Source organism: Pantoea sp. Tr-811 (genome assembly GCF_011752535.1).
GTDB lineage: Bacteria > Pseudomonadota > Gammaproteobacteria > Pseudomonadales > Pseudomonadaceae > Aquipseudomonas.
In genome coordinates this window covers 162851-187197 of record NZ_VWXJ01000002.1, presented here as the reverse complement: position 1 = coordinate 187197, position 24347 = coordinate 162851, and the positions used below count along the sequence as shown (strand labels likewise).

Sequence of the window (24347 nt, the reverse complement as noted above, 5' to 3'; positions counted from 1 at the left end):
TTCGCGCGCCAATCCCCCATTACTCACTGGCCCGAAATAAACGTAGGAGCGAGCGCAGCTCGCGAAGCGCCGCGCGGGCGGCGCTCGATCGTTCAGGCGCTGAACCTCTCAAGGCATGCCATCAGCCAATGGTCATCAAGCTGGCATTACCGCCCGCCGCCGCAGTGTTCACGCTCACCGCCCGCTCGATCACCAGCCGCTCCAGCGCAATCTGGTGGTCGCCGCTGGACAGCCCGTGCACGCCAACAATCGCCCCGGCGCGCTTGGCCACCTGCTGGCACACGCCGCGCAACTGGTCCGAGTCGCCATGGTGGATCACCGCGTCGAACGCCACCTCATCCTTGTTCCAGTCTGCCACCAGCTTGACCTTGGCCTGCAGCTCCTTCGGCAGGCGGCCACGCAGGGCCTTGCCGGGTTCGCTGTCGGCCCACACCGCCGAACTACCCACCGCCAGTACGGCAGCGAACTGCGCCAGCAGGTCGGCCTCGTTGTCGGCCAGGCACAGCACGTGCTCGCGCGGCAGGATGGTGTAGGTGTTGCGCTCGCCGGTCGGGCCGGGCAGCAGGCGGGCGATGCCGCTTTGCGACTGGCCGGCGAACTGGTTGCACAGGGCAGCCAGGTCGGCGTGCTGGTTGCTTTCGGCCCAGGCCTTGAGGGCGTGCAGCGGCTTCACCAACTGCTCGTGCAGGGCACGGTCTGGTTGGGTTGCGCCATCCCGCTGGTGGAAGTGCCGGCCAATCGCATCGGCCGGGCGGGTTGACAGCAGGCGGTACAGGTACAGCGGGCCACCGGCTTTCGGGCCGGTGCCGGAGAGGCCTTCACCGCCGAACGGCTGCACACCCACCACGGCGCCTACGATGTTGCGGTTGACGTACATGTTGCCGGCATTGGCGGTTTCCACCACCTTGGCGATGGTTTCATCGATGCGGGTGTGCACGCCCAGGGTCAGGCCGTAGCCGGAAGCGTTGATCTGGGCGATCAGCTGGTCCAGGTTGCGGCGGTTGTAGCGCACCACGTGCAGTACCGGGCCGAAGATCTCGCGCTTGAGTTCATCGAAGCTTTCCAGCTCGATCAAGGTCGGCATCACGAAGATGCCACGCTTGACCTCGGCGGCATCGGCGATGGCCACTTGATAGACCGGGCGGCCTTTCTCGCGCATGCCCTGGATATGCTTCTCGATGCCGGCCTTGGCTTCGGCGTCGATCACCGGGCCGATGTCCACGGCCAGGCGGTCTGGGCAGCCCAGGCGGCTTTCGGCCATGGCGCCCTTGAGCATTTCGATCACGCGGTCGGCCGAATCTTCCTGCAGGCACAGCACGCGCAGGGCCGAGCAGCGCTGGCCGGCACTGTCGAACGCCGAGGACACCACATCGATCACCACCTGCTCGGTCAATGCCGAGGAGTCGACGATCATCGCGTTCTGGCCACCGGTTTCGGCAATCAGCGGAATCGGCCGGCCCTGGTTGTCCAGGCGCCCAGCCACATTGCGCTGCAGCAGGCGGGCGACTTCGGTGGAGCCGGTGAACATCACGCCCTTGACCCGCTCATCACCGACCAGCCCGGCACCGACGGTTTCGCCGCGCCCTGGCAGCAGCTGCAGCACGCCCTCAGGGATGCCGGCTTCCAGCAGCAGGCGCACGGCCTGGGCTGCAATCAGCGGGGTTTGCTCGGCCGGCTTGGCCAGCACCGGGTTGCCGGCGGCGAGGGCCGCGGCCACCTGGCCGGTGAAGATCGCCAGTGGGAAGTTCCACGGGCTGATGCACACCACCGGGCCCAGCGGGCGATGGGCGTCGTTGCTGAAGTCGTTGCGTGCCTGCACCGCGTAGTAGCGCAGGAAGTCCACGGCCTCGCGCACTTCGGCGATGGCGTTGGCGAAGGTCTTGCCGGCCTCGCGGATCAGCAGGCCCATCAGCGGCTGGATCTCGGCCTCCATCAGGTCGGCGGTGCGCTCAAGGATCGCCGCACGCTCGGCCGGCGGCGTGGCCTGCCAGATGGGCGCTGCGTTCAGCGCGCACTGGATGGCGTTGTCGACGTCGGCAACGGTGGCTTCTTGCACGTGGCCCACCACGTCGCGGTGGTCGGCCGGGTTCAGCACCGGCGCTGCGGCAGCTTCGCTGGCGGCGCAGGCCAGCAGCGGGGCGGCTTGCCAGGCATGGTTGGCCGTCGCCAGCATGGCGCAGGACAGCGACGCCAGGCGGTGTTCGTTGGCCATGTCGATGCCGGCCGAGTTGGCCCGCTCGCTGCCATACAGTTCACGCGGCAGGGCGATGCGCGGGTGGGGCAGGCCAATGCTGCCTTCCTGGGCACCCATGCGCTCGATGCTGGCGACCGGGTCGGCCACCAGTTCCTGAATGGAGATGGAGTGGTCGGCAATGCGGTTGACGAACGAGGTGTTGGCGCCGTTTTCCAGCAGCCGGCGCACCAGGTAGGCCAACAGGGTTTCGTGGGTGCCGACCGGGGCGTATACCCGGCACGGGCGGTTCAGCTTGCCATCGGCAACCTTGCCCACGACCTGTTCGTACAGGGGTTCGCCCATGCCGTGCAGGCACTGGAATTCGTACTGGCCCGGGTAATAGTTCTGGCCCGCGATATGGTAGATGGCCGACAGGGTGTGGGCGTTGTGGGTGGCGAACTGCGGGTAGATAGACTCCGGCACCGCCAGCAGCTTGCGTGCGCAAGCCACGTAGGACACGTCGGTATACACCTTGCGGGTATACACCGGGTAGCCTTCCAGGCCCTCGACCTGGGCGCGCTTGATCTCGCTGTCCCAGTAGGCGCCTTTCACCAGGCGGATCATCAGGCGATGGCGGCTGCGCTTGGCCAGGTCGATGACGTAGTCGATCACGTACGGGCAGCGTTTCTGGTAGGCCTGGATAACGAAGCCGATGCCGTTCCAGCCGGCCAACGTCGGTTCGAAGCACAGGCGCTCAAGCAGGTCGAGGGACAGCTCCAGGCGGTCGGCTTCCTCGGCGTCGATGTTCAGGCCGATGTCATATTGCTTGGCCAACTGGGTCAGCGACAGCAGGCGCGGGTACAGCTCTTCCATCACGCGCTCGTACTGGGCGCGGCTGTAGCGCGGGTGCAGCGCCGACAGCTTGATCGAGATGCCTGGCCCTTCATAGATGCCACGGCCGTGGGAGGCCTTGCCGATCGAGTGGATGGCCTGCTCGTAGGACGCCAGGTACTTCTGTGCGTCGTGCTCGGTCAAGGCCGCTTCGCCGAGCATGTCGTAGGAATAGCGGAAGCCCTTGGCTTCGAAGCGGCTGGCGTTGGCCAGGGCTTCGGCGATGGTTTCGCCGGTGACGAACTGCTCGCCCATCAGGCGCATGGCCATGTCGACGCCCTTGCGGATCATCGGTTCGCCGCTCTTGCCGATGATGCGGGTGAGCGAGGAGGTGAGGCCGGCTTCGTTGTGGGTGGACACCAGCTTGCCGGTCAGCAGCAGGCCCCAGGTGGCGGCGTTGACGAACAGCGACGGGCTGTTGCCCAGGTGAGGCTGCCAGTTGCCGTTGCTGATCTTGTCGCGAATCAAGGCGTCGCGGGTGCCTTTGTCGGGAATGCGCAGCAGGGCCTCGGCCAGGCACATCAAGGCCACGCCTTCCTGGGACGACAGGGAGAATTCCTGCAGCAGGCCCTGAACGATGCCAGCACGGCCACCGGCGCTTTTCTGGTTGCGCAGTTTTTCGGCGATACCGGCGGCCAGTTTGTTGGTGGCCTCGGCCAGCGGCGCGCTCAGGCGCGCCTGTTCCAGCAGCATCGGCACCACTTCCGGCTCGGGGCGGCGGTAGGCCGCCGTAATGGCCGAGCGCAGCACCGATTGCGGCAGGATGCTTTCGGCGAATTCGAGGAAGCATTGGTGGCTGTGGTCGGCCTGGACCTCACCGGCGTCATCGGCAAGGCCACTGGCGTGGCCATTGAGTTCGGTCAGGGTAGCGCCACCCTCGAGCTTCTCCAGGTAATTGAAGATCGCTTGCTTGATCAACCAGTGCGGCGTGCGGTCGATGGACTGCGCAGCGGCCTTGAGTCGCTCACGGGTAGGGTCGTCAAGTTTGACCCCAAGGGTGGTCGTCGCCATTTCTTATCCTCATTATTGCCACGGTCGTGGCTTTAGCTGGGGCCAAGATTAGCTGTAGGATTTTTCAGGTGCAACCAGGTGCAACCCGTTTTTTTCATGAAAAAGGTGCAACTCGTCTGGCGCACGGGCTGGTGCGGCGAAAAGGGGCATTTGTGGTGCGTTTTATTCTGAAAAACGGCGGTTATGCTCCAAAAAGGAGCAAAAAAGCCGGTTTAATGGGAAATGCACGGCCAGGTGCAACTTGCAAATGAAAAATGGTTGCACCCACTTTGCGTTGTTGCATAGGATTCGCCGCCTGGGTGCAACCGTCCTCTCGCCGGTTGCGCATGAAATAAAAACAAACGCCAGGGCACACGCATGGGCAATCCACTCACGATCACCTTCGTGATCTACATCGCGGCAATGGTGCTGATCGGCTTCGCCGCCTATCGCTCCACCAAGAACCTTTCCGATTACATCCTCGGCGGTCGTAGCCTGGGTAGCGTGGTGACCGCGCTGTCTGCCGGCGCTTCCGACATGAGCGGCTGGCTGCTGATGGGCCTGCCGGGCGCCATCTACTTCTCGGGCCTTTCCGAGGCCTGGATCGCCATCGGCCTGACCGTGGGCGCGTATCTCAACTGGCTGTTCGTCGCCGGCCGCCTGCGCGTGCAAACCGAGCACAACGGCGATGCGCTGACCCTGCCGGACTACTTCTCCAGCCGCTTCGAAGACAACAGCGGCCTGCTGCGGATCATTTCGGCCATCGTCATCCTGGTGTTCTTCACCATCTACTGCGCCTCCGGCATCGTCGCCGGTGCCCGCCTGTTCGAAAGCACCTTCGACATGCCGTATGAAACGGCCCTGTGGGCCGGCGCTGCGGCCACCATCGCCTACACCTTCGTCGGCGGCTTCCTGGCGGTGAGCTGGACCGATACCGTGCAAGCCTCGCTGATGATCTTCGCGCTGATCCTGACGCCGGTGATCGTGCTGATCTCCACCGGCGGCTTCGACACCACCTTCCTGGCCATCGAAGCGCAGAACCCTGCCAACTTCGACATGCTCAAGGGCGCGACCTTCGTTGGCATCATTTCCCTGATGGGCTGGGGCCTGGGCTATTTCGGCCAGCCGCATATCCTGGCACGCTTCATGGCCGCCGACTCGGTGAAATCGATCGCCAACGCCCGTCGCATCTCCATGACCTGGATGATCCTGTGCCTGGCCGGCACTTGCGCGGTGGGCTTCTTCGGTATCGCCTATTTCTCGGCACACCCTGAGCAGGCAGGCCCGGTCACCGAGAACCACGAGCGGGTGTTCATCGAACTGGCGAAGATCCTGTTCAACCCGTGGATCGCCGGTGTACTGCTGTCGGCCATCCTGGCGGCGGTGATGAGTACCCTGAGCTGCCAGCTGCTGGTGTGCTCCAGTGCCTTGACCGAAGACTTCTACAAGGCCTTCCTGCGCAAGAACGCTTCGCAGGTCGAGCTGGTGTGGGTCGGCCGCCTGATGGTGCTGGCCGTGGCCCTGATCGCCATTGCCATGGCGGCCAACCCGGAAAACCGCGTGCTGGGCCTGGTGGCCTACGCCTGGGCCGGTTTCGGTGCGGCCTTTGGCCCGGTGGTGCTGATTTCGGTGCTGTGGAAGGGCATGACCCGTAACGGCGCCTTGGCAGGTATCGTGGTCGGTGCGCTGACCGTGATCCTGTGGAAGCAGATCGATACCTGGGGCCTGTATGAAATTATCCCGGGCTTCCTGCTGGCGAGCATCGCCATCGTTCTGGTGAGCAAGCTGGGCAGCCCGTCGCAGGCGATGGTGCAGCGGTTTGAAACGGCTGATGCGGCGTATCACGCTGACAAGTAACAACTGTTGAATCGGTGGTGGCTTCTTCGCGGGGCAAGCCCGCTCCTACAGGGATTGCATGGGTTTCGACGCCCTTGTAGGCGCGGGCTTGGCCCGCGAAGAAGGTGCCGCCGATCGACAGCCAGGCCTGACGCCGCCTGCAAGGCAAGGTAAACTTGCCGCCTTCGCAGGAGTTGCCATGAACTATCGTCACGCCTTCCACGCCGGCAACCACGCCGACGTCCTCAAACACATCGTGCTGACCCGCCTCATCGCCTTGATGTCGCGCAAGGAGCAGCCGTTCGCCTACATCGACACCCACGCAGGCCTTGGCCTTTATGACCTGCAGGGCGACCAGGCAAGCCGCACCGGCGAGTACCTGGAGGGCGTTGCGCGCCTGTGGAACCGCGATGACCTGCCGGCCATGGCCGCCGACTACCTGCGCATCATCAAGCGCCTGAACGCCGACGGCGAGCTGCGCTACTACCCAGGCTCCCCCGAGCTGGCCCGGCGCTTGATGCGCGAGCAGGACCGTGCGCTGCTCAACGAGAAGCACCCGGAAGACGGCCCGCTGCTCAAGGAAAACATGAAGAAGGACCCGCGCGTGGTCGTGCACCTGGGTGAAGGCTGGCATGTGCCACGTGCCTTGCTGCCGGTGCAGGAAAAGCGCGCGATCATGTTGATCGACCCCCCCTTCGAGAAGGCCGACGAGCTCAAGCGCTGCACCACCTCCATGAAGGAGGCGATTGGCCGCATGCGCCAGACCGTCGCGGCCATCTGGTACCCGATCAAGGACCAGCGCTCGCTGACCCGCTTCTACCAGGACCTGACCAGCACCGGCGCGCCGAAACTGCTGCGCGTGGAGCTGTACGTGCACCACCAGGACAGCCCCCAGGGCCTCAACGGCTCGGGCCTGGCCATCGCCAACCCGCCATGGGGCCTGGAAGAAGAACTGCGCGAGTTGTTGCCCTGGCTGGCCAAGGAACTGGCACAAACCGCCGGCAGCTTCCGCATGGACTGGCTGATCGCCGAGTAACTGGCATCGCGGTCCCCTGTAGGAGCGAGCGCAGCTCGCGATGGGCTGCAAGGCAGCCCCGGCACTGCCTGCTACGAAGCTGAGCACCCGGGGTCGCTGCGCGCGCCCTCGCGAGCTGCGCTCGCTCCTACCAGGCCGATGCAGTGGCTGCCGTTTGCGTTATAATCCCGCCCTTTAGCCGCCACCCGCCCACGAGGCCGCTGGCGCATCTCTACCGAATGAAGAGGCTAATCCCTTGGCATTGACGATTCTTGGCCTGTCCGGCGCCCTTAGCCATGACCCTTCCGCGGCCCTGTACATCGACGGCAAACTGATTGCCGCCGCCGAAGAAGAGCGCTTCGTGCGTGACAAGCATGCGAAGAACCGCATGCCCTACGAGTCGGCGAAGTTCTGCCTGGAGCAAGCTGGCATCAAGCCATCTGATGTCGACGTGGTGGCCATTCCGTTCGCCCCGATCAGCCTGTTCGGCAAGGCCCGCTGGCACTATGCCAAACGCTACTGGTACGCCCCGGACCGCGCCCTCGACGCGATCCTGATGGGCAACCGCCGCTACAAGCGCTACCGCAAGAAGATCGTCTGGTGCCTGGAGCAACTGGGCTTCGACCCGAAAAAGGTCAAGATCGAGCCGGTCGAGCACCACCTGGCCCACGCCTCCAGTGCCTACCACTGCTCGGGCTTCAAGGAAAAAACCGCGATCCTCGGCATCGACGGCAAGGGTGAGTACGCCACCACCTTCTTCGGCTATGGCGAAAACGGCAAGATCCACAAGCTCAAGGAATTCTACGACCCGGACTCCCTGGGCGGCCTGTACGGCGCGATCACCGAGTTCCTTGGCTTCGAAATGCTCGACGGCGAGTTCAAGGTCATGGGCATGGCGCCGTATGGCGACGCCAGCAAATACGACTTCTCGCGCCTGGCCAGTTTCGAAAATGGCGAACTGGTGATCAACACCGAGTACGCCAACGTCATCGGCCTGCGCCGCCATAAAGAGAAGGGCAAGGGTTTCTACTTCTCGCCCAAGCTGATCGAATGGCTGGGCCCCAAGCGCGAAGGCGATATCGCCGACGAGCCGTACATTCACTATGCCGCCAGCATGCAGGCGCTGTTCGAAAAGCTCGCCCTGCAGATGATCGACCACTACCTTGGCGACACCCTGCGTGAAACCGGCAAGCTGGCCTTCGCTGGCGGCTGCGCGCTGAACGTCAAGCTCAACCAGAAGATCATCGCCCGCCCAGACGTGAAGGAGCTGTTCGTCCAGCCGGCGTCCGGCGATGCCGGTACCGCGGTGGGTGCTGCCGCCTACGTGTCCCACGCCCGTGGCGTGCCGGTGGAGAAGATGGAGCACGTCTACCTCGGCCCGTCGTACTCCAACGAGGACGTGATTGCCGCCTGTGCCCGTCACCCGAACGCACCGAAATGGCGCAAGCTCGACGACATGCCACAGCGCATCGCCAAGATCATGGTCGAAGGCAACCCGGTGGCCTGGTTCCAGGGCCGCATGGAATTCGGCCCACGTGCCCTTGGTGGCCGTTCGATCATCGGCTGCCCGAGCGTGCCGGGCGTGGCCAACCGCATCAACGAGCAGATCAAGTTCCGCGAGCGCTGGAGACCCTTCTGCCCGTCGATGCTCGACACCGTTGCCCCGCAGATGATCAAGGTCGATCACCCGGCGCCGTTCATGACCTTCACCTTCGAAGTGGCTGAAGAGTGGAAGACCCGCGTGCCGGAAGTGGTGCACGAGGACGGCACCTCGCGTGCCCAGGTGCTCAAGCGCGAATACAACCCGCGCTACTACGACATGATGAAGGCACTGGAAGACCTGACCGGCAACGGCGTGTCGCTGAACACCTCGCTGAACCGCCGTGGTGAGCCGATGATCTGCTCGCCAACCGACGCCCTGAACATGTTCTTCGGCTCGGACCTGCAGTACCTGATCATGGAAGACATCCTGGTCGTTAAGGACGGCGCCGCCGCCTATGACCAGCCGCTCTGAACCGCGCATCCTGCAGTTCTGCCATGGCTATGACGGGCCGTTCCTCGACTGCGCCCGTCAATACGCCAGCCTGTTCCAGGGCAGCGGCTACAAGGTCACCACCGTGTTCCTCACTGGCGCCGCCGACCCGCAGGTGGCGGCTGGCTGCGCGTCGGACGAGGTGCTGTTTCTCGAATTCAGCTCCAAGGCCGTTCGCGGCCTGAAGCTCGGCGCGATCCGCGCCTTGCGGCGGATCGCTGCCCAGCGCCACTTCAGCTTCTGCATCGCCCACCGCTTCAAGCCCATCTACGTGGCGTTGCTGGGCACGGGCCTGCCAGTGATCGGCGTGCACCATGCCTTTGGCGACTACCAGCGCAAAGGGCGGCGGCTGTTCGCCAACCTGTTCGCCAAGCGCCTGAGCCTGCTCGGCGTGTCGGATGCGGTGCGCGACGACATGCGCCGTTGCCTGCCAACGTGGCCGGCCGAGCGCATCCAGACCCTGTACAACCGTATCGACATCGGCGCCCTGCAGGCGGCCCTGGCGCCGCGTGCCGAGGCCCGTGAAGTGCTGGGCCTGGATGCGCAGGCGTGGGTGGTCGGCAATGTTGGCCGGCTGCACCCGGACAAGGACCAGGCCACCTTGCTGCGCGGGTTTGCCCAGGCGCTGCCGGGCCTTCCGGCTGGCGCGCGCCTGGCGATCCTTGGCGAGGGCCGCCTTGAGGCCAAGCTCAAGGCGCTGGCCGCCGAGCTGGGTATCGCCGGGCAGGTGGACTTCCTTGGCCAGGTGCCGGATGCCCGCCGCTATTTCCAGGCGTTCGACGTGTTTGCCCTGAGCTCCGACCACGAGCCGTTCGGCATGGTGCTGCTCGAAGCCATGGTCGCCGGCGTGCCGGTACTGGCCACGGCCTGTGGCGGTGCCCGTGAAGTGGTGGAGGGTGTGGGCGTGCTGTTCCCGCTCGCCGACGCCGGCCAATTGGCCCAGGGGCTCAAGCACATGGCCCTGCTGGATGCGCAGCAACGTGAGGCGTGCGCCGAGCACATGCTGCAGCGCCTGCACGAGCGTTTTTCCGATTCGGCGGTGCGCGAGGCCTTCTGGCAGCTGCCGCAGGTGCGCGCACTGGTGGGGCAGGCCTGATGTTCAATCGTATTCGGGCCGTGCGCGAGCGCGGTTGGCAAACCATCGACGCCACGGCATACGCCCAGGCATGGGCACGCTTTGGCGGCAGTGTGGCCACGCACCCGCTGGTGGTCGAGCAACTGGCGGACCTGGCGCAGATTCCCGTGCGCTACCTGGGTTGGTACCAGGGCGGTGAACTTAAAGCAGCGATCCCGACCTGGGGCCGCCACCTGGCGCTGGCCAAGGACGTGCTCAAGCAGGCCGGCAAGAAAGCCCTGTTCGACCTGGGCAATGCCGAAATCATCCTGCCCGCGGCCGCCGATGCCGGCGCGCCGCTGCGTCACGCGGCGCGCTACCTGTCCGAACTGAACCAGGGGCGCTTCAGCGGCCTCAAGGTACAGAAAGAGCAGCTGGCCATGGCCCGTGCCCATGAAGACCTGTCGAAGAAATTCCGCTACAACCAGCGCCGCGAACTGCGCCTGCTGGAAGAGGCCGGTGGCCAGGTGCGCCCCATCAGCGACTTCAGCGCTGCTGAAATTGCCACCATGTACTGCGACCTGTTCCAGCGCCGCTGGGGCTTCCCGGCCACTGGCGCCGAGCGCATGGGCGAGGTGCTGGAGCGCTTGCGCGAGCTATTGATCGGCTCGGTGCTGCTGCTCGACGGCAAGCCGATCGCCATCCAGCTGGTTTACCGGGTGGAAGCGCCGGAGTGGATCAGCGTCGAGTACATCAACGGTGGCGTCGATCCGCAACTCAAGGCCTTCAGCCCAGGCAGCGTGCTGAGCTTCCTCAATACCCAGGCCGCCTGGGACGATGCCCGCGCGCGTGGCAAACCCCTGCGCTTCTCGTTCGGCCGCGCCGACCGCGAGTACAAGGACCGTTGGTGCAACCCCGTGCCGGTGTTCCAGGCGTGAGTCGCAAGCAGCAGTTGCTCAAGCGCCACCGGCGCAACAAGCGCCTGGGCGTGCTGGCCAGCCTGGTGCTGCTGTTGGCCCTGGGCCTGTTCGCCTGGTGGTGGCTGCCGCTGTTACTGCTGCCGGTGCTGTGGGCGGCGCATGAAGCCTGGTTTGCCGACCACTTGTTCTACACCCCGGGCGAGGACTACGCCTACCGTTTTGGCGAGCACACCCATGAAGCGCCGGTGACCCTGCGCGAAGGTGTGCTCAAGGCCGACGCGCCCTTGCAGGGTGATGAAACCCTGGTGCTCGAAGTGCGGGTGAAAAGCAACTGGCTGGGCCGTTTGCTCGACCCTCGGGTAGAGCTGCAAGGCGCAGGCCTTGCAGACCGGCAAACCTTCGAGCGCGGTGTTGCCGGCGTGCGCTATCTGAACCTCACTGGCCTGGCCGCGCCGCTGCAGGCCGGCAGCCTGCGCCTGCGCGGGCGCCATTGCCGGCTGCAGGGCGAGCCGCGCCTGTGGGTAACTCCAGGCGTCGAGCTGCAGCGCCGCCGTGTCATGGTCATTGCACCGCACGCTGACGATGCCGAGCTTGCCGCCTATGGCCTGTACAGCCAGGCCGAGGAAACCTGGGTGGTGACCCTGACCGCCGGTGAAATCGAAGCCGAGCATTATCAGCAGATGGGCCTGGGCAACGCCGAGGCCGCCCGCCTCAAAGGCCGCCTGCGCGCCTGGGACAGCATCGCCGTACCGCGCTGGGCCGGGGTGCCGGAAGCGCGCTGCGTGCAACTGGGCTATTTCTGCCTGCAGCTGCCTGCCATGCAGGCAGCGCCTGGCCAACCAGCGGCCTCGCGTGAAGCCGACATGGCCGATATCCGCCCGTTCCGCCAATTCAACCCGTTCCCGCTGCCGGGCGACCAGGATGGCGCCCCCACCTGGCAGAACCTGCTGGCCGACCTGCGTGCCTTGCTGGAACTGGCCAGGCCCGAAGTGCTGGTGATGCCGCACCCGCAGCTCGACCCGCACCCCGATCACATCTGCGCCCAGGCCGCTGTACTGGAGGCCCTGCAAGGCCTGGCCTGGCAGCCACAAACGTTGCTGTGCTACGCCAACCACCTGCACGACAACGACCGCTGGCCCATGGGCGACAGTGGCGATGGCGTGGCCTTGCCGCCGCAGCTGCAAGCCGACCAGGCATGGGCCCCGTGCAGCCTGGTGCTGAGCCTGGCCACACAGCGTGACAAGGCCATGGCCCTGGGGATGATGCACGACCTGCAGCCGTCGGCGCCGTTCAAGCGTCGCCTGCGCCGCTTGCTGCAGCGTTGGCTGGCGGGCCGGCGCCCCTCGCCTTACGGGGAGAATGAATTCTTCCGCAAGGCCGTGCGCCGGCATGAGCTGTTCTGGCGGCGTGAGCTGTAACCCCGACCGCGATGGCGCAAAGCGCCCAAGGAAAGCAATGAAAGTCCTATTTCTGGTACAGAAGGAACAGCGCGCGATCCTCGATCGCCTGTACGACGGCGTCGCGGCCAACTGTGAATGCGACCTGCGCTGGCTGAGCAGCGACGACCAGCGCAACCTGCGCCGCTACTTCAAGCGCGAAGTGCAGGTGGAGCGCTACGACCGCATCGTGTTCTTCCTGCGCTTCAAGCAGGAGATCCGCCAGGTGGCGTTCATTCGCACGGTGCCCAACCTGGTCATCCTCGAACACGATGCCTACCAGAACTACATCCCCTGCAAGTACACCGGCAAGTTCAGCGCGCATTACCGCCAGCTGCCCTGGGTGCGCGTCATCAGTTCGGGCTACAGGGTCAGCGAGCGCCTGCGCGAGGAAGGCTTCGACGCCGTGTTCGTGCCCAAGGGCTACGATGAGCAGCTGCTTGCCGACCAGGGCCGCGAGCGCGACATCGAGCTGGCCTTCGTCGGCAGTACCAACAGTGTCGCCTATAGCGGGCGCAAGGCGCTGCTCGACGAGCTGGGGCGGGTGGAGAACCTGGTGGTGACCCGTACCAATTCGGGTGAAGACTACTGCAACACGCTCAACCGCATCCGCTTTTTCGTCAGTGCCGACGTGGGCATGGGCGAATACATGATCAAGAACTTCGAGGCCATGGCCTGCGGCTGCGTGCTGCTGGCCTTCGACCAGGGCGAGGCGGAAAACCGCGCCCTGGGCTTGCAAGACATGCACAACGTGGTGCTGTATGACACCATTCCGACCTTGCAGGCCAAGCTGCGTACCTTGCGCGCCGACCCGGAACTGGCGCGGAAAATTGGCGAAAACGGGCGCCAGCTGGCAGTTTCCCGCTTTAGTTTCGCTGAGGTAGGCCGTAGCATCGTCGAACACATGCGCCCGGCACTCAGGCCGCAGCCGCCCTTGTCTGCATGGCAGCGGCTGCGGTTGAAGCTGGGCATCTAACGAAAAGAACTTTTGGCGCCTGGGGCTGGCGAACAAACGTCGAGCGATGTAACACGGAGGGGGTGCGGTGCGCTTTTCCCATGAGAGTGATGTCACGCTGGTCGTGACCAGTTGCGGCCGCTTTGACCTGCTCAAGGCTACCCTTGAGAGTTTCGACCGTTATAACACGGCCGCCATCCGCGAAGTCTTCATCACCGAAGACTCGGGGGACGATGCCGTGCACGACGCAGTGCCGGCGCATTGGAGGCCGCATTGCCGGGTGTTCGTCAACCGGCCAAAGCTTGGCCAGTTGGCGTCCATCGACCTGGCCTACAGCCAGGTGAAGACGGCGTACGTTTTCCACTGCGAGGACGACTGGCAGTTCTACCGCGAACATTTCGTCGAAGACTCCCAGGCCATTCTCGAACAGCGCCCGGACCTGCTGCAGGTGTGGCTGCGCAGCCATGCCCATGACCTGGCCATTCACAGCCCGTACATCCACCTTGGCGAGCGCCAGGTGATTGCAGGCGTGCCGTGTTACCCGCTGTTGTCCGACAAGCCCGAGTGGCAGGCCTTTTCGCTGAACCCTGGCCTTCGCCGGCTGAGCGATTACCAGCGCTGTGCGCCATTTGCCGGTTATTCCGGAGAGAAGGCGCTGTCCCGGCGCTATGCCGAGCTGGGCCTGAACGCCGTTACCCTAGAAGGCGACGCGGTGTTGCACACAGGCTTTGGCAACCATGTGACCTTGCCCGAGGAAGTGCGGCGCAAGGCCAAGCGGCGCAGCCGCGACCGGGTGAAGCTGGCCGCGACGCTGGTGATGGGGGCCTTTATCGGCCTGGGTATTTCCTTTCTGGTGCACTGATTCGAGCACGTGTGCCGTGCTCGGGAAGTGCGGCTTGCGTTCAGTGGGCCAGCAGGGCGGCCTTGAAGTCGGCGAGGGGGAAGCGTTCGCCCAGGTTTTCCCGCTCGATGTAGCTCACCATGTGCTGCACGTTGCGGCGAATCATGCGGGCTGACAGTGGTGGGCGCAGGAAGCGCATGTCGGCCACGTCGATCAGGCCCAGGCGCTGATCGGGCGTTACCACCACATTGCCCAGGTGCAGCGAGCGGAAGTAGATGCCGCTACGGTGCAGTTGGCGAATCAGCTCGATCAACCGCGGCAGGTAGGTGCCCCAGCTGAAATCCTCGTCACGCGACATCTGCAGCAGCGTGCGCCCTGGCAGCGGGCGGTACAGCACGGCGGTGCGCCCTGGCAGGTCCAGCTTGTGCTGGCTGATCACTTCCAGCGTGGGGATGCCCAGTTGCGCAAGGCGCGTGGCATTGTCGACGAAGCGCTGCGAGTAGGGGCGCAGCAGCGCTGATGAGATCAGGCGCTTGCGGCGAAACACCTTGAGGAAGTTGCCATCCTTGAGCAGGTAGACCTTGGCCCCATGGCTGTCCGCCTCCAGTATCTGGGCGCCAAGAGTCAGCTGGTCGAAGTCGACTTGGGTGAGCCGGGAGCATTGCATGGGTAGGGCCTTGTCGTCTGGCAAGCAAAATGACCGGTAATAATGCCGAAAATAATGCGCCAACACCATGACAGCGTCTTGCAATGGCGCTGTGGCGACCCGCCATGCCGCTGTCGTCGCCTGGGGGCGTGCCGAAAACGACGCCTGTGGTAAAATTCGCGGTTCAACCTGAACAGCGAGCTCGATGATGGCCGAAACACCGCGACCGGCGGAGCACACCTCCAGCCTGAAGATCTACTTCCGGCTGCTGAGCTATGTGAAACCCTATGTCGGCATTTTCCTGCTGAGCATTGTCGGTTTTGTGATCTTTGCCTCCACCCAGCCCATGCTGGCCGGGATCCTCAAGTATTTCGTCGATGGGCTGAGCAACCCCGAAGCGGTGTTGTTCCCCAACGTTCCCTACCTGCGCGACCTGCAGCTGCTGCAGGCCGTGCCATTGCTGATCATCCTGATCGCCGCCTGGCAGGGCCTGGGCTCGTTCCTGGGCAACTACTTCCTGGCCAAGGTGTCCCTGTGCCTGGTGCACGACCTGCGCGTGGAACTGTTCAACAAGCTGCTGGTGCTACCTAACCGCTACTTCGACAACCACAACTCCGGGCACCTGATCTCGCGCATCACCTTCAACGTGACCATGGTCACCGGCGCCGCCACCGACGCCATCAAGGTCGTGATCCGCGAAGGCCTGACCGTGGTGTTCCTGTTCGCCTACCTGCTGTGGATGAACTGGCACCTGACCCTGGTGATGGTCGCCATCCTGCCGGTGATCGCCGTGATGGTCAGCGTGGCCAGCAAGAAATTCCGCAAGCAGAGCAAGAAAATCCAGGTGGCCATGGGCGATGTCACCCATGTTGCCTCCGAAACCATCCAGGGTTACCGCGTGGTGCGCAGCTTCGGCGGCGAGGCCTACGAGCAGCAGCGCTTCGGCAAGGCCAGCCAGAGCAACACCGACAAGCAGCTACGCATGACCAAGACCGGCTCGCTGTACACGCCGATGCTGCAGCTGGTGATCTACAGCGCCATGGCCGCTTTGATGTTCCTGGTGCTGTTCCTGCGCGGCGAATCCACTGCAGGCGACCTGGTGGCCTATATCACCGCCGCGGGCCTGCTGCCCAAGCCGATTCGCCAGTTGTCGGAAGTCAGCTCCACCATCCAGAAGGGCCTGGCGGGCGCCGAGAGCATCTTCGAGCAGTTGGACGAGGAGCCTGAGGTGGATGCCGGCACCGTCGAGAAGGACCGTGTGGAAGGCCGCCTTGAAGTGCGCAACCTGAGCTTCACCTACCCAGGCACCGAGCGTGAGGTGCTGAGCGACATCAGCTTCGTCGCCGAGCCTGGGCAGATGATCGCCCTGGTCGGCCGCTCGGGCAGCGGCAAGTCGACCCTGGCGGCGCTGATTCCGCGCTTCTACCACCACGACCAGGGGCAGATCCTGCTCGACGGCGTGGAAATCGAGCAGTACCGCCTGCGCAACCTGCGCCGGCACGTGTCGCAGGTGACCCAGCACGTCACCCTGTTCAACGACACCGTGGCCAACAACATTGCCTACGGCGACCTGGCCGGCGCCCCGCGCGCAGACATCGAAGCCGCCGCTGCCGATGCCTATGCCAAGGAGTTCGTCGACCGCCTGCCCAAGGGTTTCGACACTGAAGTGGGCGAGAACGGCGTGCTGCTGTCCGGTGGCCAGCGCCAGCGCCTGGCGATTGCCCGTGCGCTGCTGAAGAATGCGCCATTGCTGATTCTCGACGAAGCCACCTCGGCGCTGGACACCGAGTCGGAGCGGCACATCCAGGCCGCCCTCGACCACGTGATGCAGGGCCGCACCACGCTGGTGATCGCGCACCGCCTGTCGACCATCGAGAAGGCCGACCAGATCCTGGTGATGGACCAGGGCCGCCTGGTGGAGCGTGGCACCCACGCCGAGCTGCTTGCGGCTAATGGCCATTATGCCCGCTTGCATGCCATGGGCCTGGATGAGCCGGCCAAGGCCGATATCACCTGAACCCTCGCTGATCGGGGCCGCCATGGCCCCGATTGTCACGGGAATTTTCCAGGGCTGATCTGGCCGTAAAGCCGTCGCCTACCCTGTGCTAATATCCTGCCCCTGTTCACTATTGTCATATGGGTTGCCCATGAAGTTGTCCATGCCGCGTTTCGATCAAGCCCCGGTATTGGTGGTCGGCGATGTCATGCTCGACCGCTACTGGCATGGCGGTACTTCGCGTATTTCGCCGGAAGCGCCGGTGCCGGTGGTCAAGGTCGACCAGATCGAGGATCGCCCCGGCGGCGCGGCCAACGTTGCCTTGAACATCGCCGCCCTCGGCGCGCCGGCGTCGCTGATTGGCGTCACCGGCCAGGACGAGGCCGCCGACAGCCTGGCCAACAGCCTGCAGGCTGCTGGCGTGCGCTCGGTGTTCCAGCGCATCGCGCACCAGCCGACCATCGTCAAGCTGCGGGTCATGAGCCGTCACCAGCAGCTGCTGCGTATCGATTTCGAAGAACCGTTCGCCACCGACCCGCTGTCGCTGGGCGCTGAAGTCGACAACCTGCTCGAAGGCGTCAAGGTGCTGGTGTTGTCCGACTACGGCAAGGGCGCGCTGAAGAACCACCAGAGCCTGATCCAGGCTGCCCGGGCCAAGGGCATTCCGGTTCTGGCCGACCCCAAGGGCAAGGATTTTTCCATCTACCGTGGCGCCAGCCTGATCACCCCGAACCTCAGCGAGTTCGAAACCATCGTTGGCCGCTGTGCCGACGAGGCCGAGCTGGTCGCCAAGGGCCTGCAGCTGCTGCAGGACCTGGACCTGGGGGCCTTGCTGGTCACCCGTGGCGAGCATGGCATGACCCTGCTGCGCAGCGGCCAGCCGGCGCTGCACCTGCCAGCGCGTGCCCGTGAAGTGTTCGATGTGACCGGTGCTGGCGACACGGTGATTTCCACCCTGGCAGCGGCCATTGCTGCCGGCGAGGACTTGCCCCACGCGGTGGCCCTGGCCAACCTGGCTGCCGGTATCGTGGTTGGCAAGCTGGGTACTGCCGCTATCAGTGCACCGGAGCTGCGCCGGGCGATCCAGCGCGAGGAAGGTTCCGAGCGCGGCGTGCTGGGCCTGGAGCAACTGCTGCTGGCCATCGATGATGCGCGGGCGCACAACGAGAAGATCGTGTTCACCAACGGCTGCTTCGACATCCTGCATGCTGGCCATGTGACCTACCTTGAGCAGGCCCGGGCCCAGGGTGACCGCCTGATCGTCGCGGTCAACGACGATGCCTCGGTCAGCCGCCTGAAAGGGCCGGGCCGGCCGATCAACAGCGTTGACCGGCGCATGGCCGTGCTGGCGGGCCTGGGGGCTGTAGACTGGGTCATCAGCTTCCCTGAGGGCACCCCGGAAAACCTGCTGAGCCAGGTTCGCCCGGATGTGCTGGTCAAGGGCGGTGACTACGGTATCGACCAGGTGGTGGGTGCCGACATCGTCAAGGGTTACGGCGGTACGGTGAAAGTGCTGGGCCTGGTGGAGAACAGCTCGACCACGGCGATCGTCGAGAAAATCCGCAAGAACTGAGGTGGGGTTTGGGGCCGCCTTGCGGCCCATCGCGAGCTTTGCTCGCTCCTACCGGGCCGTGCGCGATGCCCGGAATACGCGAATCCCTGGTAGGAGCGAGCAGAGCTCGCGATGGGCTGCAAAGCAGCCCCAGCACCCGCTATTTCTGCAATGACGTCCGGGCCCGCGCCAACAACGCCCGCGCCTTGTCGCCAAAGCGTTGCAGGTGCGTCGCCGGCGTTGCCTTGCGCTCCACCAACCCCTGCTGCTTCACCCAGTCCTTCCAGCGAATCCGCTCATCGGCTACCACCCAGCCTTCCTGAAGGGCAAAACTCTCGGCCAAATGCACCCCTCGGGTACTCGCCGGTACCAACTCATCCTTCTTCAAGGTGTACAGCTCGGCCTGGGGCTGGCCATCCTGCACCGGCATCAGGTACAGGTCGGGCCGCTTGCGGTTCAGCCTTGCTACCAGCTGGTCACCCTCCAGGCGCTCATCGACATGGAACAGGCTGAGCTTCTTGGCTTCTTTGGGCACCTGCAGGCGCATGTCGTAGATCAACTGCAGCGATGCGGTGGGCAAGTGCACATAGGCCCGTGGCCGCTCCAGCAGCATCAGGTTGGCACAATGCACCGGGCGGGCGGCGCCAGACTGTGGCGCGAGCACGAAGGCCAGGTCTTCGCGGTAATGCAGCGCGGACGCATACGGCGCGGGCAGCCAGGTTTCATGGAAGCGGCCGCTCAGCCAGCCTTCCGGTGTTTCCAGCAGGCACTCCTCGGCCACCTCCTGCACGGCAGTGTGCAGCGGCAGGTTGAGCTCCTGGGCGGGCACGTAGCCGGAAATCAGCTTCAGTACCACATCGCCCCGGTCCTGGCGGCGCTGGCGCACCAATACCCAGTAGTCACGGTGCTGCCAATGCAGGGTCAGGCGAACCGAAACCCCCAGGTTGGCCAGTTCGACCACGAAGCGCTGCTTGTCGGGCAGCTGGATGGCGCGGCGGCGCTGCTGGGTTTGGGCGAAATTCAGCGGCATGCCGATGCTCTGGTAGACCAGGCCTTCGGCCGTCGCTTCCACATGCAGGGGCAGTGTCTTGAAGTTGCTCGGGTTCTTGCGGATCAGCGTACGCGGCACGAGGCTCCTCCTTGCGTCGGGGCAGTCACCAGGCCCTCGGCGGAGGGCGGCGGCTCAATGCTGGCCCAGTATGCGGGCGACGGTGGCCACGTTATGGGCCAGGTGCAACGGGTTGATGGTGCCGACGATAGCACTGCTGACGCCTGGGTGGGCGAACAGCAGCTCGAAGCTGGCCTGCACCGGGTCGACACCGGGGGCAAGGCAGATATGCCCGCTGGCCAGGGCCTTCTTCACCAGGATGGCCTTGCCGTGTTCGGCAGCGTAGTCCAGTACCGGGCGTTCCGCCTGCTCGTTGAGGTTGTAGGTGACCATGGCGCAGTCGCCCTGCTCCAAGGCCTTGAGGCCGCCGGCTGCCGTCTTGCCGGACAGGCCATAGCCAAGAATCTTGCCTTCCTGCTTGAGCTCGGCCAGGGTCTGGTAGACCTCCTGTCGCTCCAGGATGGCCAGGTCGTTGCCATCGGAATGCACCAGCACCAGCTCGATGCGGTCGGTTTCCAGGCGGCGCAGGCTGCGCTCCACTGAGCGCCGGGTGTGGGCGGCGCTGAAGTCGAAACTCGATTGGCCGTTGGCGAATTCTTCACCCACCTTGCTAACGATCACCCACTGGTCGCGCTGGCCACGCAGCAACGGGCCCAGGCGCTCTTCGCTGCGGCCATAGGCCGGCGCGGTGTCGATCAGGTTGATGCCCAGCTCGCGGGCCTGTGCCAGCAGCAGGCGGGCTTCGTCGTCATTGGGAATGGTGAAGCCGTTGGGGTACTTCACGCCCTGGTCGCGGCCGAGCTTGACCGTGCCCAGGCCCAGGGGCGATACGCGCAGGCCGGTGCTGCCCAGGGGGCGGTGAAAATCGTGCAGGGTCGGCAGGCTCATGGCAGCAGTTGCTCCCAGGCCGGCACGCCCACGGCTGGGCGTGGCAGGCCGGTGAGGTCTGCCTGGGCGGCCGGGCGAATGCCGTCGCGCTCAAGGTTGGCCAGTACCCGGTCGCTGAAGTCTGGCGCCAGCGCCAGCTTGGTCGGCCAGCCCACCAGCAAGCGTTGCTGCTCGGCGAGGAAGGCGTTGTCTGGGCGCACCAGGCCCGATTGGGCAGGTTCGGCGCGGTCGACACGCAGGGTGGCCCAGCGTACCTGGGCCTGGTCGACCCAGGGCAGCAGGCTGGCAATTTCCTTCTGCGCCGCGGCAATCTGCGCCGCAGGCTCTCGGGCCACGCCATCGGCTTCGGCGATATCGCCGCCCAGGTACCAGACCCACTGGCCGTCGGCGGCCGGGTGGGTGGTGACGGTAACCCGTGGCTTCGGCCCGCCACCCAGGCAATGGGCGTACAGCGGCTTGAGGTTCGGGCCCTTGGCCATGACCATGTGCAGCGGGCGGGTTTGCATCGCCGGCTGCTGCAGGCCCAGGGCGTGCAGCAGGCCTTCGGTGCCGGCACCGGCGCTGAGGACGATGCGCTGGGCGCGAATGTCGCGATCGTCCACGCGCAGGCCGACCAGTTCGTCGCCTTCGCGCAGGGGTTCGATGCGTTCACCGGCCAGCAGGCTGTCGCCGGCCAGTTCGGCCAGGTTGTTCAACAGGCTGGGCACGTCGATGACCAGTTCGGCCAGGCGGTACACCTTGCCCTTGAAGGCGCGGTCCTGCAGGGCAGGCGGCAGTTGCTCGCCCTTGACCTGGTCAACCCGGCCACGCACGGCCTTGCTGGCGAAGAAGCTGGTGAGGTTGCCGGCCAGGGTGCCGGGCGACCACAGATAATGGGCGTCGGACAGCAGGCGGGTGTGGGTCAGGTCCAGTTCGCCGCTGCCGGCCAGGGCCTCGCGCCAGCGGCGGGGCATGTCGGCGATGGCTTCCGAGGCGCCGGTCAGGGCACCGTGCAGGGCGTACTTGGTACCGCCGTGGATGATGCCTTGGGACTTGATGGTCTGTTCGCCACCGAGGCTGGCGCGTTCCACCAGCACCGTCGAGTAGCCCTGGCGGCGCAGCCGGGCATTGAGCCAAAGGCCAGCGACCCCGGCGCCGACGATCAGCACGTCAGTGGAAATGGCGGATGGCATGGCGGTACCTCGAAGACTGGGACAGCTGCCAAGTATACAGGGTCAGGGTTGCTGTTGGCCCGGAGCGCCAGCACCCGCACCGTAATACCCTGTAGGAGCGGCGGTGCGGCGACCCGACTTGCCCCGCGAACACCGGCGCAGCCGGTGCCATCCACCGCGGCGCTTGCTTCGCGGGGCAAGCCCGCTCCTACAGGATTGCCAGTTAAATAGATTGCTCAATGCCCGGCCGTTTTGGAAAACAACTGGATCACCACCACGCCACCGACAATCATCGCCATGCCCAGCATCGCCGGCACATCCAGCTTCTGCCCGTACACCACCAAGGCCGCCACGCTGATCAGGACGATCCCCAGCCCCGACCAGATCGCATAGGCGATACCCACCGGAATACTGCGCACCACCAAGGTCAGCATCCAGAAGGCAATGCCGTAGCCGACCACCATCAACAACAACGGCAACGGCGTGCTCAAGCCCTTTACGGCCTTCATGGAAGCCGTGGCGATGACTTCGGCGCAGATGGCGATGGCGAGGTAGGTGTAGGCATTCATGGCAGGATTCTCCGGTAACTGGGTGGGCATTCTAGACCTAACCTGGATGCGGTAAAGTCATTACCTATCAACTACGGAGATAGCTCAATGGCCGAGCAGTGGAACCTGGAGCAATTGCGCACCTTTCTGCGCGTCGCCGAGCTGCGCTCGTTCTCGGCCGTGGCCCGCGAGCAGCGCAAGGCGCAGTCGGCCATCAGCAACGCCATTGCCCTGCTGGAAACGGACCTGGGTGTCACCCTGTTCGAGCGCAGCAGCGGCCGGCAGCCGAAGCTGACCGAAAACGGCAGTGCGCTGCTCGAAGATGCCCGCGAGCTGTTGCGCCAGTGCGAGCGCCTGGATGGCCGCGCTGCAGCGCTGATGCGCGGGCAGGAAGCCTTGCTGCGGGTGGCGCAGGACGAGGCCATGCCCTACCAGCCGGTGATCGACAGCCTCGACGAGCTGGCCAGCCGCTACCCGTACCTGGAAGTGCAACTGGCCAGCGGCGCCCAGGGCGATGTGGCGCGCAAGCTGGTGGAACGGCGTGCCGACCTTGGGCTGTTCTTCCACCACGAAAGCATCCCCGATTCCCTGGAGCGCCGCGTCCTGGGCAGTGTGGAAATGGTCACCGTGTGCGCCATCGGCCATCCGTTGGCCCGGGAGCTGCGCGTCACCTGCCAGCAGCTGGCCCGCCACCGGCAACTGCTGATTACCCCCCAGCAAAGCGGCTACCCCGGCAGCGAGGCCGCAAGCCCACACGTGTGGCGCGCCGACAGTTTCTATGCCATGGCCGAACTGCTGATGCGCGGCCTGGGCTGGGCCTGGCTGCCGCGCCATGTGGTGCAATACCCGACGTACCAGGCGCAGATGGTCGAGCTCGACAGCGAATGGTGCCCGCCAGCACTGGTGGCCGAGCTTGCCTGGCGCCGCGACGAGCCCCTGGGCCCCGCTGCGCAGTGGCTGGCCGAGCGCTTTGCAGTGCACCTGCGCGCGATCGGGTAAACTCCGCCGCCATGAACAGAACCCTTTATACCTTGCTGTTTCACCTGGGCCTGCCGCTGGTTGCGCTGCGCCTGTACCTGCGTGCGCGCAAGGCGCCGGCCTACGGCCAGCGCATCGGCGAGCGCTTTGCCCGTAACCTGCCGGCCATGCGCCAGGGTGGAATCTGGGTGCATGCGGTGTCGGTCGGTGAGAGCATTGCCGCCGCGCCCATGGTGCGCGCCTTGCTCAAGGCCTACCCGGACCTGCCAATCACCCTGACCTGCATGACCCCAACCGGTTCCGAGCGCATTCGCGCGATGTTCGCAGGCGAACCGCGCATCCAGCACTGCTACCTGCCCTATGACCTGCCGTGGGCCGCGGGGCGCTTCCTCGACCATGTGCGCCCGCGCCTGGGCATCATCATGGAAACCGAGCTGTGGCCCAACCACATCCACCAGTGTGCCCGGCGCGGCATTCCGGTGGCGCTGGCCAATGCGCGGTTGTCTGCCCGCTCGGCACGGGGCTATGCGCGCTTTGCCAAGCTGACCCGGCCAATGCTGGCCGAGATGAGCCTGATTGCCGTGCAAACCGAAACCGAGGCCCAGCGTTTTCGCGACCTCGGCGCCCTGCCTGGGTGCGTGCAGGTCACCGGCTCGATCAAGTTCGACCTCAAGGTCGACGAGCAACTGCTGCCGCTTGCCCGAGCGTTGCGTGGGCAATGGGGCGCGGACAAGCGCCCGGTGTGGATCGCCGCCAGTACCCACGAGGGCGAGGATGCGCTGGTGCTCAAGGCGCATCAGCAACTGTTGCAGGTGCACGCGGATGCGCTGCTGATCCTGGTGCCGCGTCACCCCGAGCGTTTCGATGCCGTGCATGCCCTGTGCAGCCAGCAGTTCGCCACGGTGCGCCGTTCTGCCAGCACACCGGTGGATGGGCAGACGCGGGTGTTGCTGGGCGACACCATGGGCGAGTTGCTGTTTCTCTATGCCCTGGCCGATATCGCTTTCGTTGGCGGCAGCCTGGTGGCCACCGGCGGGCACAACCCGCTGGAACCGGCGGCGCTGGCATTGCCGGTGATCATGGGGCCGCATGTGTTCAACTTCCTTGAAATCAGCGCGATGTTGCGCGAGGCGGGGGCGTTGCAGCAGGTGGATGATGCTGACGGGCTGGCCGAAGCGGTGCGACGGTTGGTCGAGCTGCCGCAAGATGCCCGGCACATGGGCGAGGCGGGCAGGGCGGTGATGCAGGCCAACCAGGGGGCGTTGCAGCGGTTGTTGGATGGGCTGGGTAAGCTGCTCGGCTGAGTGTTTTGATTGTGCTGATGGGCGCCGCTGGCG

At 65.2% G+C, this 24347-nt stretch carries 19 protein-coding genes; 13 read left to right on the top strand and 6 right to left on the bottom strand.

Going from position 1 to position 24347, the window contains the following annotated elements; genetic code table 11:
• Nucleotides 1–121: 121 nt before the first annotated feature.
• Nucleotides 122–4075 carry a trifunctional transcriptional regulator/proline dehydrogenase/L-glutamate gamma-semialdehyde dehydrogenase gene (gene putA, locus F3J44_RS03420; protein ID WP_167270649.1) on the bottom strand — a complete coding sequence of 1318 codons (3954 nt, stop codon included), beginning with the start codon at nucleotides 4073–4075 and terminating at the stop codon, nucleotides 122–124.
• Between the two features lie 68 nt (nucleotides 4076–4143).
• Here putA and F3J44_RS03415 point away from each other — a divergent pair, with 68 nt between their 5' ends.
• From F3J44_RS03415 to F3J44_RS03375, 9 genes are all read left to right on the top strand, one after another.
• Nucleotides 4144–4326, top strand: coding sequence for a hypothetical protein (locus tag F3J44_RS03415; RefSeq protein ID WP_167270646.1), 183 nt, complete (start codon nucleotides 4144–4146; stop codon nucleotides 4324–4326).
• 106 nt (nucleotides 4327–4432) lie between these two features.
• On the top strand, nucleotides 4433–5911 hold the full coding sequence (gene putP / locus F3J44_RS03410; protein ID WP_167067138.1) for a sodium/proline symporter PutP: 1479 nt from the start codon (nucleotides 4433–4435) through the stop codon (nucleotides 5909–5911).
• A gap of 178 nt (nucleotides 5912–6089) precedes the next feature.
• Nucleotides 6090–6926 carry a 23S rRNA (adenine(2030)-N(6))-methyltransferase RlmJ gene (locus F3J44_RS03405; RefSeq protein ID WP_167270644.1) on the top strand — a complete coding sequence of 279 codons (837 nt, stop codon included), beginning with the start codon at nucleotides 6090–6092 and terminating at the stop codon, nucleotides 6924–6926.
• A 235-nt stretch (nucleotides 6927–7161) separates the two neighbouring features.
• Complete coding sequence (locus F3J44_RS03400; RefSeq protein ID WP_167067132.1) at nucleotides 7162–8919, top strand: carbamoyltransferase; 1758 nt, start codon at nucleotides 7162–7164, stop codon at nucleotides 8917–8919.
• Complete coding sequence (locus F3J44_RS03395; protein ID WP_167270642.1) at nucleotides 8903–10033, top strand: glycosyltransferase; 1131 nt, start codon at nucleotides 8903–8905, stop codon at nucleotides 10031–10033. Before F3J44_RS03400 ends, F3J44_RS03395 begins: the two co-directional genes overlap by 17 nt.
• A complete protein-coding gene (locus tag F3J44_RS03390; RefSeq protein WP_167270640.1) occupies nucleotides 10033–10929 on the top strand; it encodes an antimicrobial resistance protein Mig-14 in 897 nt (298 codons plus the stop codon). The genes F3J44_RS03395 and F3J44_RS03390 overlap by 1 nt, the downstream gene beginning before the upstream one ends.
• Nucleotides 10926–12329: a PIG-L family deacetylase gene (locus tag F3J44_RS30295; protein ID WP_167270638.1), complete on the top strand. Its 1404-nt coding sequence runs from the start codon at nucleotides 10926–10928 to the stop codon at nucleotides 12327–12329. The genes F3J44_RS03390 and F3J44_RS30295 overlap by 4 nt, the downstream gene beginning before the upstream one ends.
• A gap of 37 nt (nucleotides 12330–12366) precedes the next feature.
• Nucleotides 12367–13323 carry a glycosyltransferase gene (locus F3J44_RS03380; protein ID WP_167067120.1) on the top strand — a complete coding sequence of 319 codons (957 nt, stop codon included), beginning with the start codon at nucleotides 12367–12369 and terminating at the stop codon, nucleotides 13321–13323.
• Nucleotides 13324–13390: 67 nt separating this feature from the next.
• Nucleotides 13391–14164, top strand: coding sequence for a glycosyltransferase family 2 protein (locus F3J44_RS03375; protein ID WP_167067117.1), 774 nt, complete (start codon nucleotides 13391–13393; stop codon nucleotides 14162–14164).
• Nucleotides 14165–14204: 40 nt separating this feature from the next.
• Here F3J44_RS03375 and F3J44_RS03370 read toward each other — a convergent pair whose 3' ends face one another.
• Nucleotides 14205–14810, bottom strand: a complete 606-nt coding sequence (locus tag F3J44_RS03370; RefSeq protein ID WP_167067114.1) for a toluene tolerance protein — start codon at nucleotides 14808–14810, stop codon at nucleotides 14205–14207.
• Nucleotides 14811–14997: 187 nt separating this feature from the next.
• Here F3J44_RS03370 and msbA point away from each other — a divergent pair, with 187 nt between their 5' ends.
• Both msbA and hldE read left to right on the top strand, forming a co-directional pair.
• The gene (msbA, locus tag F3J44_RS03365) at nucleotides 14998–16806 is read left to right on the top strand and encodes a lipid A export permease/ATP-binding protein MsbA (protein WP_167067111.1); all 1809 of its coding nucleotides are present in this window, start codon (nucleotides 14998–15000) and stop codon (nucleotides 16804–16806) included.
• A 130-nt stretch (nucleotides 16807–16936) separates the two neighbouring features.
• Nucleotides 16937–18358, top strand: coding sequence for a bifunctional D-glycero-beta-D-manno-heptose-7-phosphate kinase/D-glycero-beta-D-manno-heptose 1-phosphate adenylyltransferase HldE (gene hldE / locus F3J44_RS03360; protein WP_167067108.1), 1422 nt, complete (start codon nucleotides 16937–16939; stop codon nucleotides 18356–18358).
• A 139-nt stretch (nucleotides 18359–18497) separates the two neighbouring features.
• Here the strand turns inward: hldE and F3J44_RS03355 are convergent, their stop codons facing one another.
• From F3J44_RS03355 to F3J44_RS03340, 4 genes are all read right to left on the bottom strand, one after another.
• Entirely contained in the window at nucleotides 18498–19466 is a 969-nt protein-coding gene (locus F3J44_RS03355; RefSeq protein ID WP_167270636.1) for a metal ABC transporter ATPase, read from the bottom strand.
• Nucleotides 19467–19520: 54 nt separating this feature from the next.
• Complete coding sequence (locus F3J44_RS03350; protein ID WP_167270634.1) at nucleotides 19521–20333, bottom strand: aldo/keto reductase; 813 nt, start codon at nucleotides 20331–20333, stop codon at nucleotides 19521–19523.
• Nucleotides 20330–21505 carry an FAD-binding oxidoreductase gene (locus F3J44_RS03345; RefSeq protein ID WP_167270632.1) on the bottom strand — a complete coding sequence of 392 codons (1176 nt, stop codon included), beginning with the start codon at nucleotides 21503–21505 and terminating at the stop codon, nucleotides 20330–20332. Before F3J44_RS03345 ends, F3J44_RS03350 begins: the two co-directional genes overlap by 4 nt.
• 215 nt (nucleotides 21506–21720) lie before the next feature.
• Nucleotides 21721–22053, bottom strand: coding sequence for a multidrug efflux SMR transporter (locus tag F3J44_RS03340; RefSeq protein WP_054887895.1), 333 nt, complete (start codon nucleotides 22051–22053; stop codon nucleotides 21721–21723).
• Between the two features lie 87 nt (nucleotides 22054–22140).
• Here F3J44_RS03340 and F3J44_RS03335 point away from each other — a divergent pair, with 87 nt between their 5' ends.
• Nucleotides 22141–23031 (top strand): LysR family transcriptional regulator, encoded by an 891-nt coding sequence (locus F3J44_RS03335; RefSeq protein WP_167270630.1) that lies wholly within the window; start codon nucleotides 22141–22143, stop codon nucleotides 23029–23031.
• Between the two features lie 11 nt (nucleotides 23032–23042).
• Nucleotides 23043–24314, top strand: coding sequence for a lipid IV(A) 3-deoxy-D-manno-octulosonic acid transferase (waaA, locus tag F3J44_RS03330; protein WP_167270628.1), 1272 nt, complete (start codon nucleotides 23043–23045; stop codon nucleotides 24312–24314).
• Nucleotides 24315–24347 lie beyond the last annotated feature (33 nt).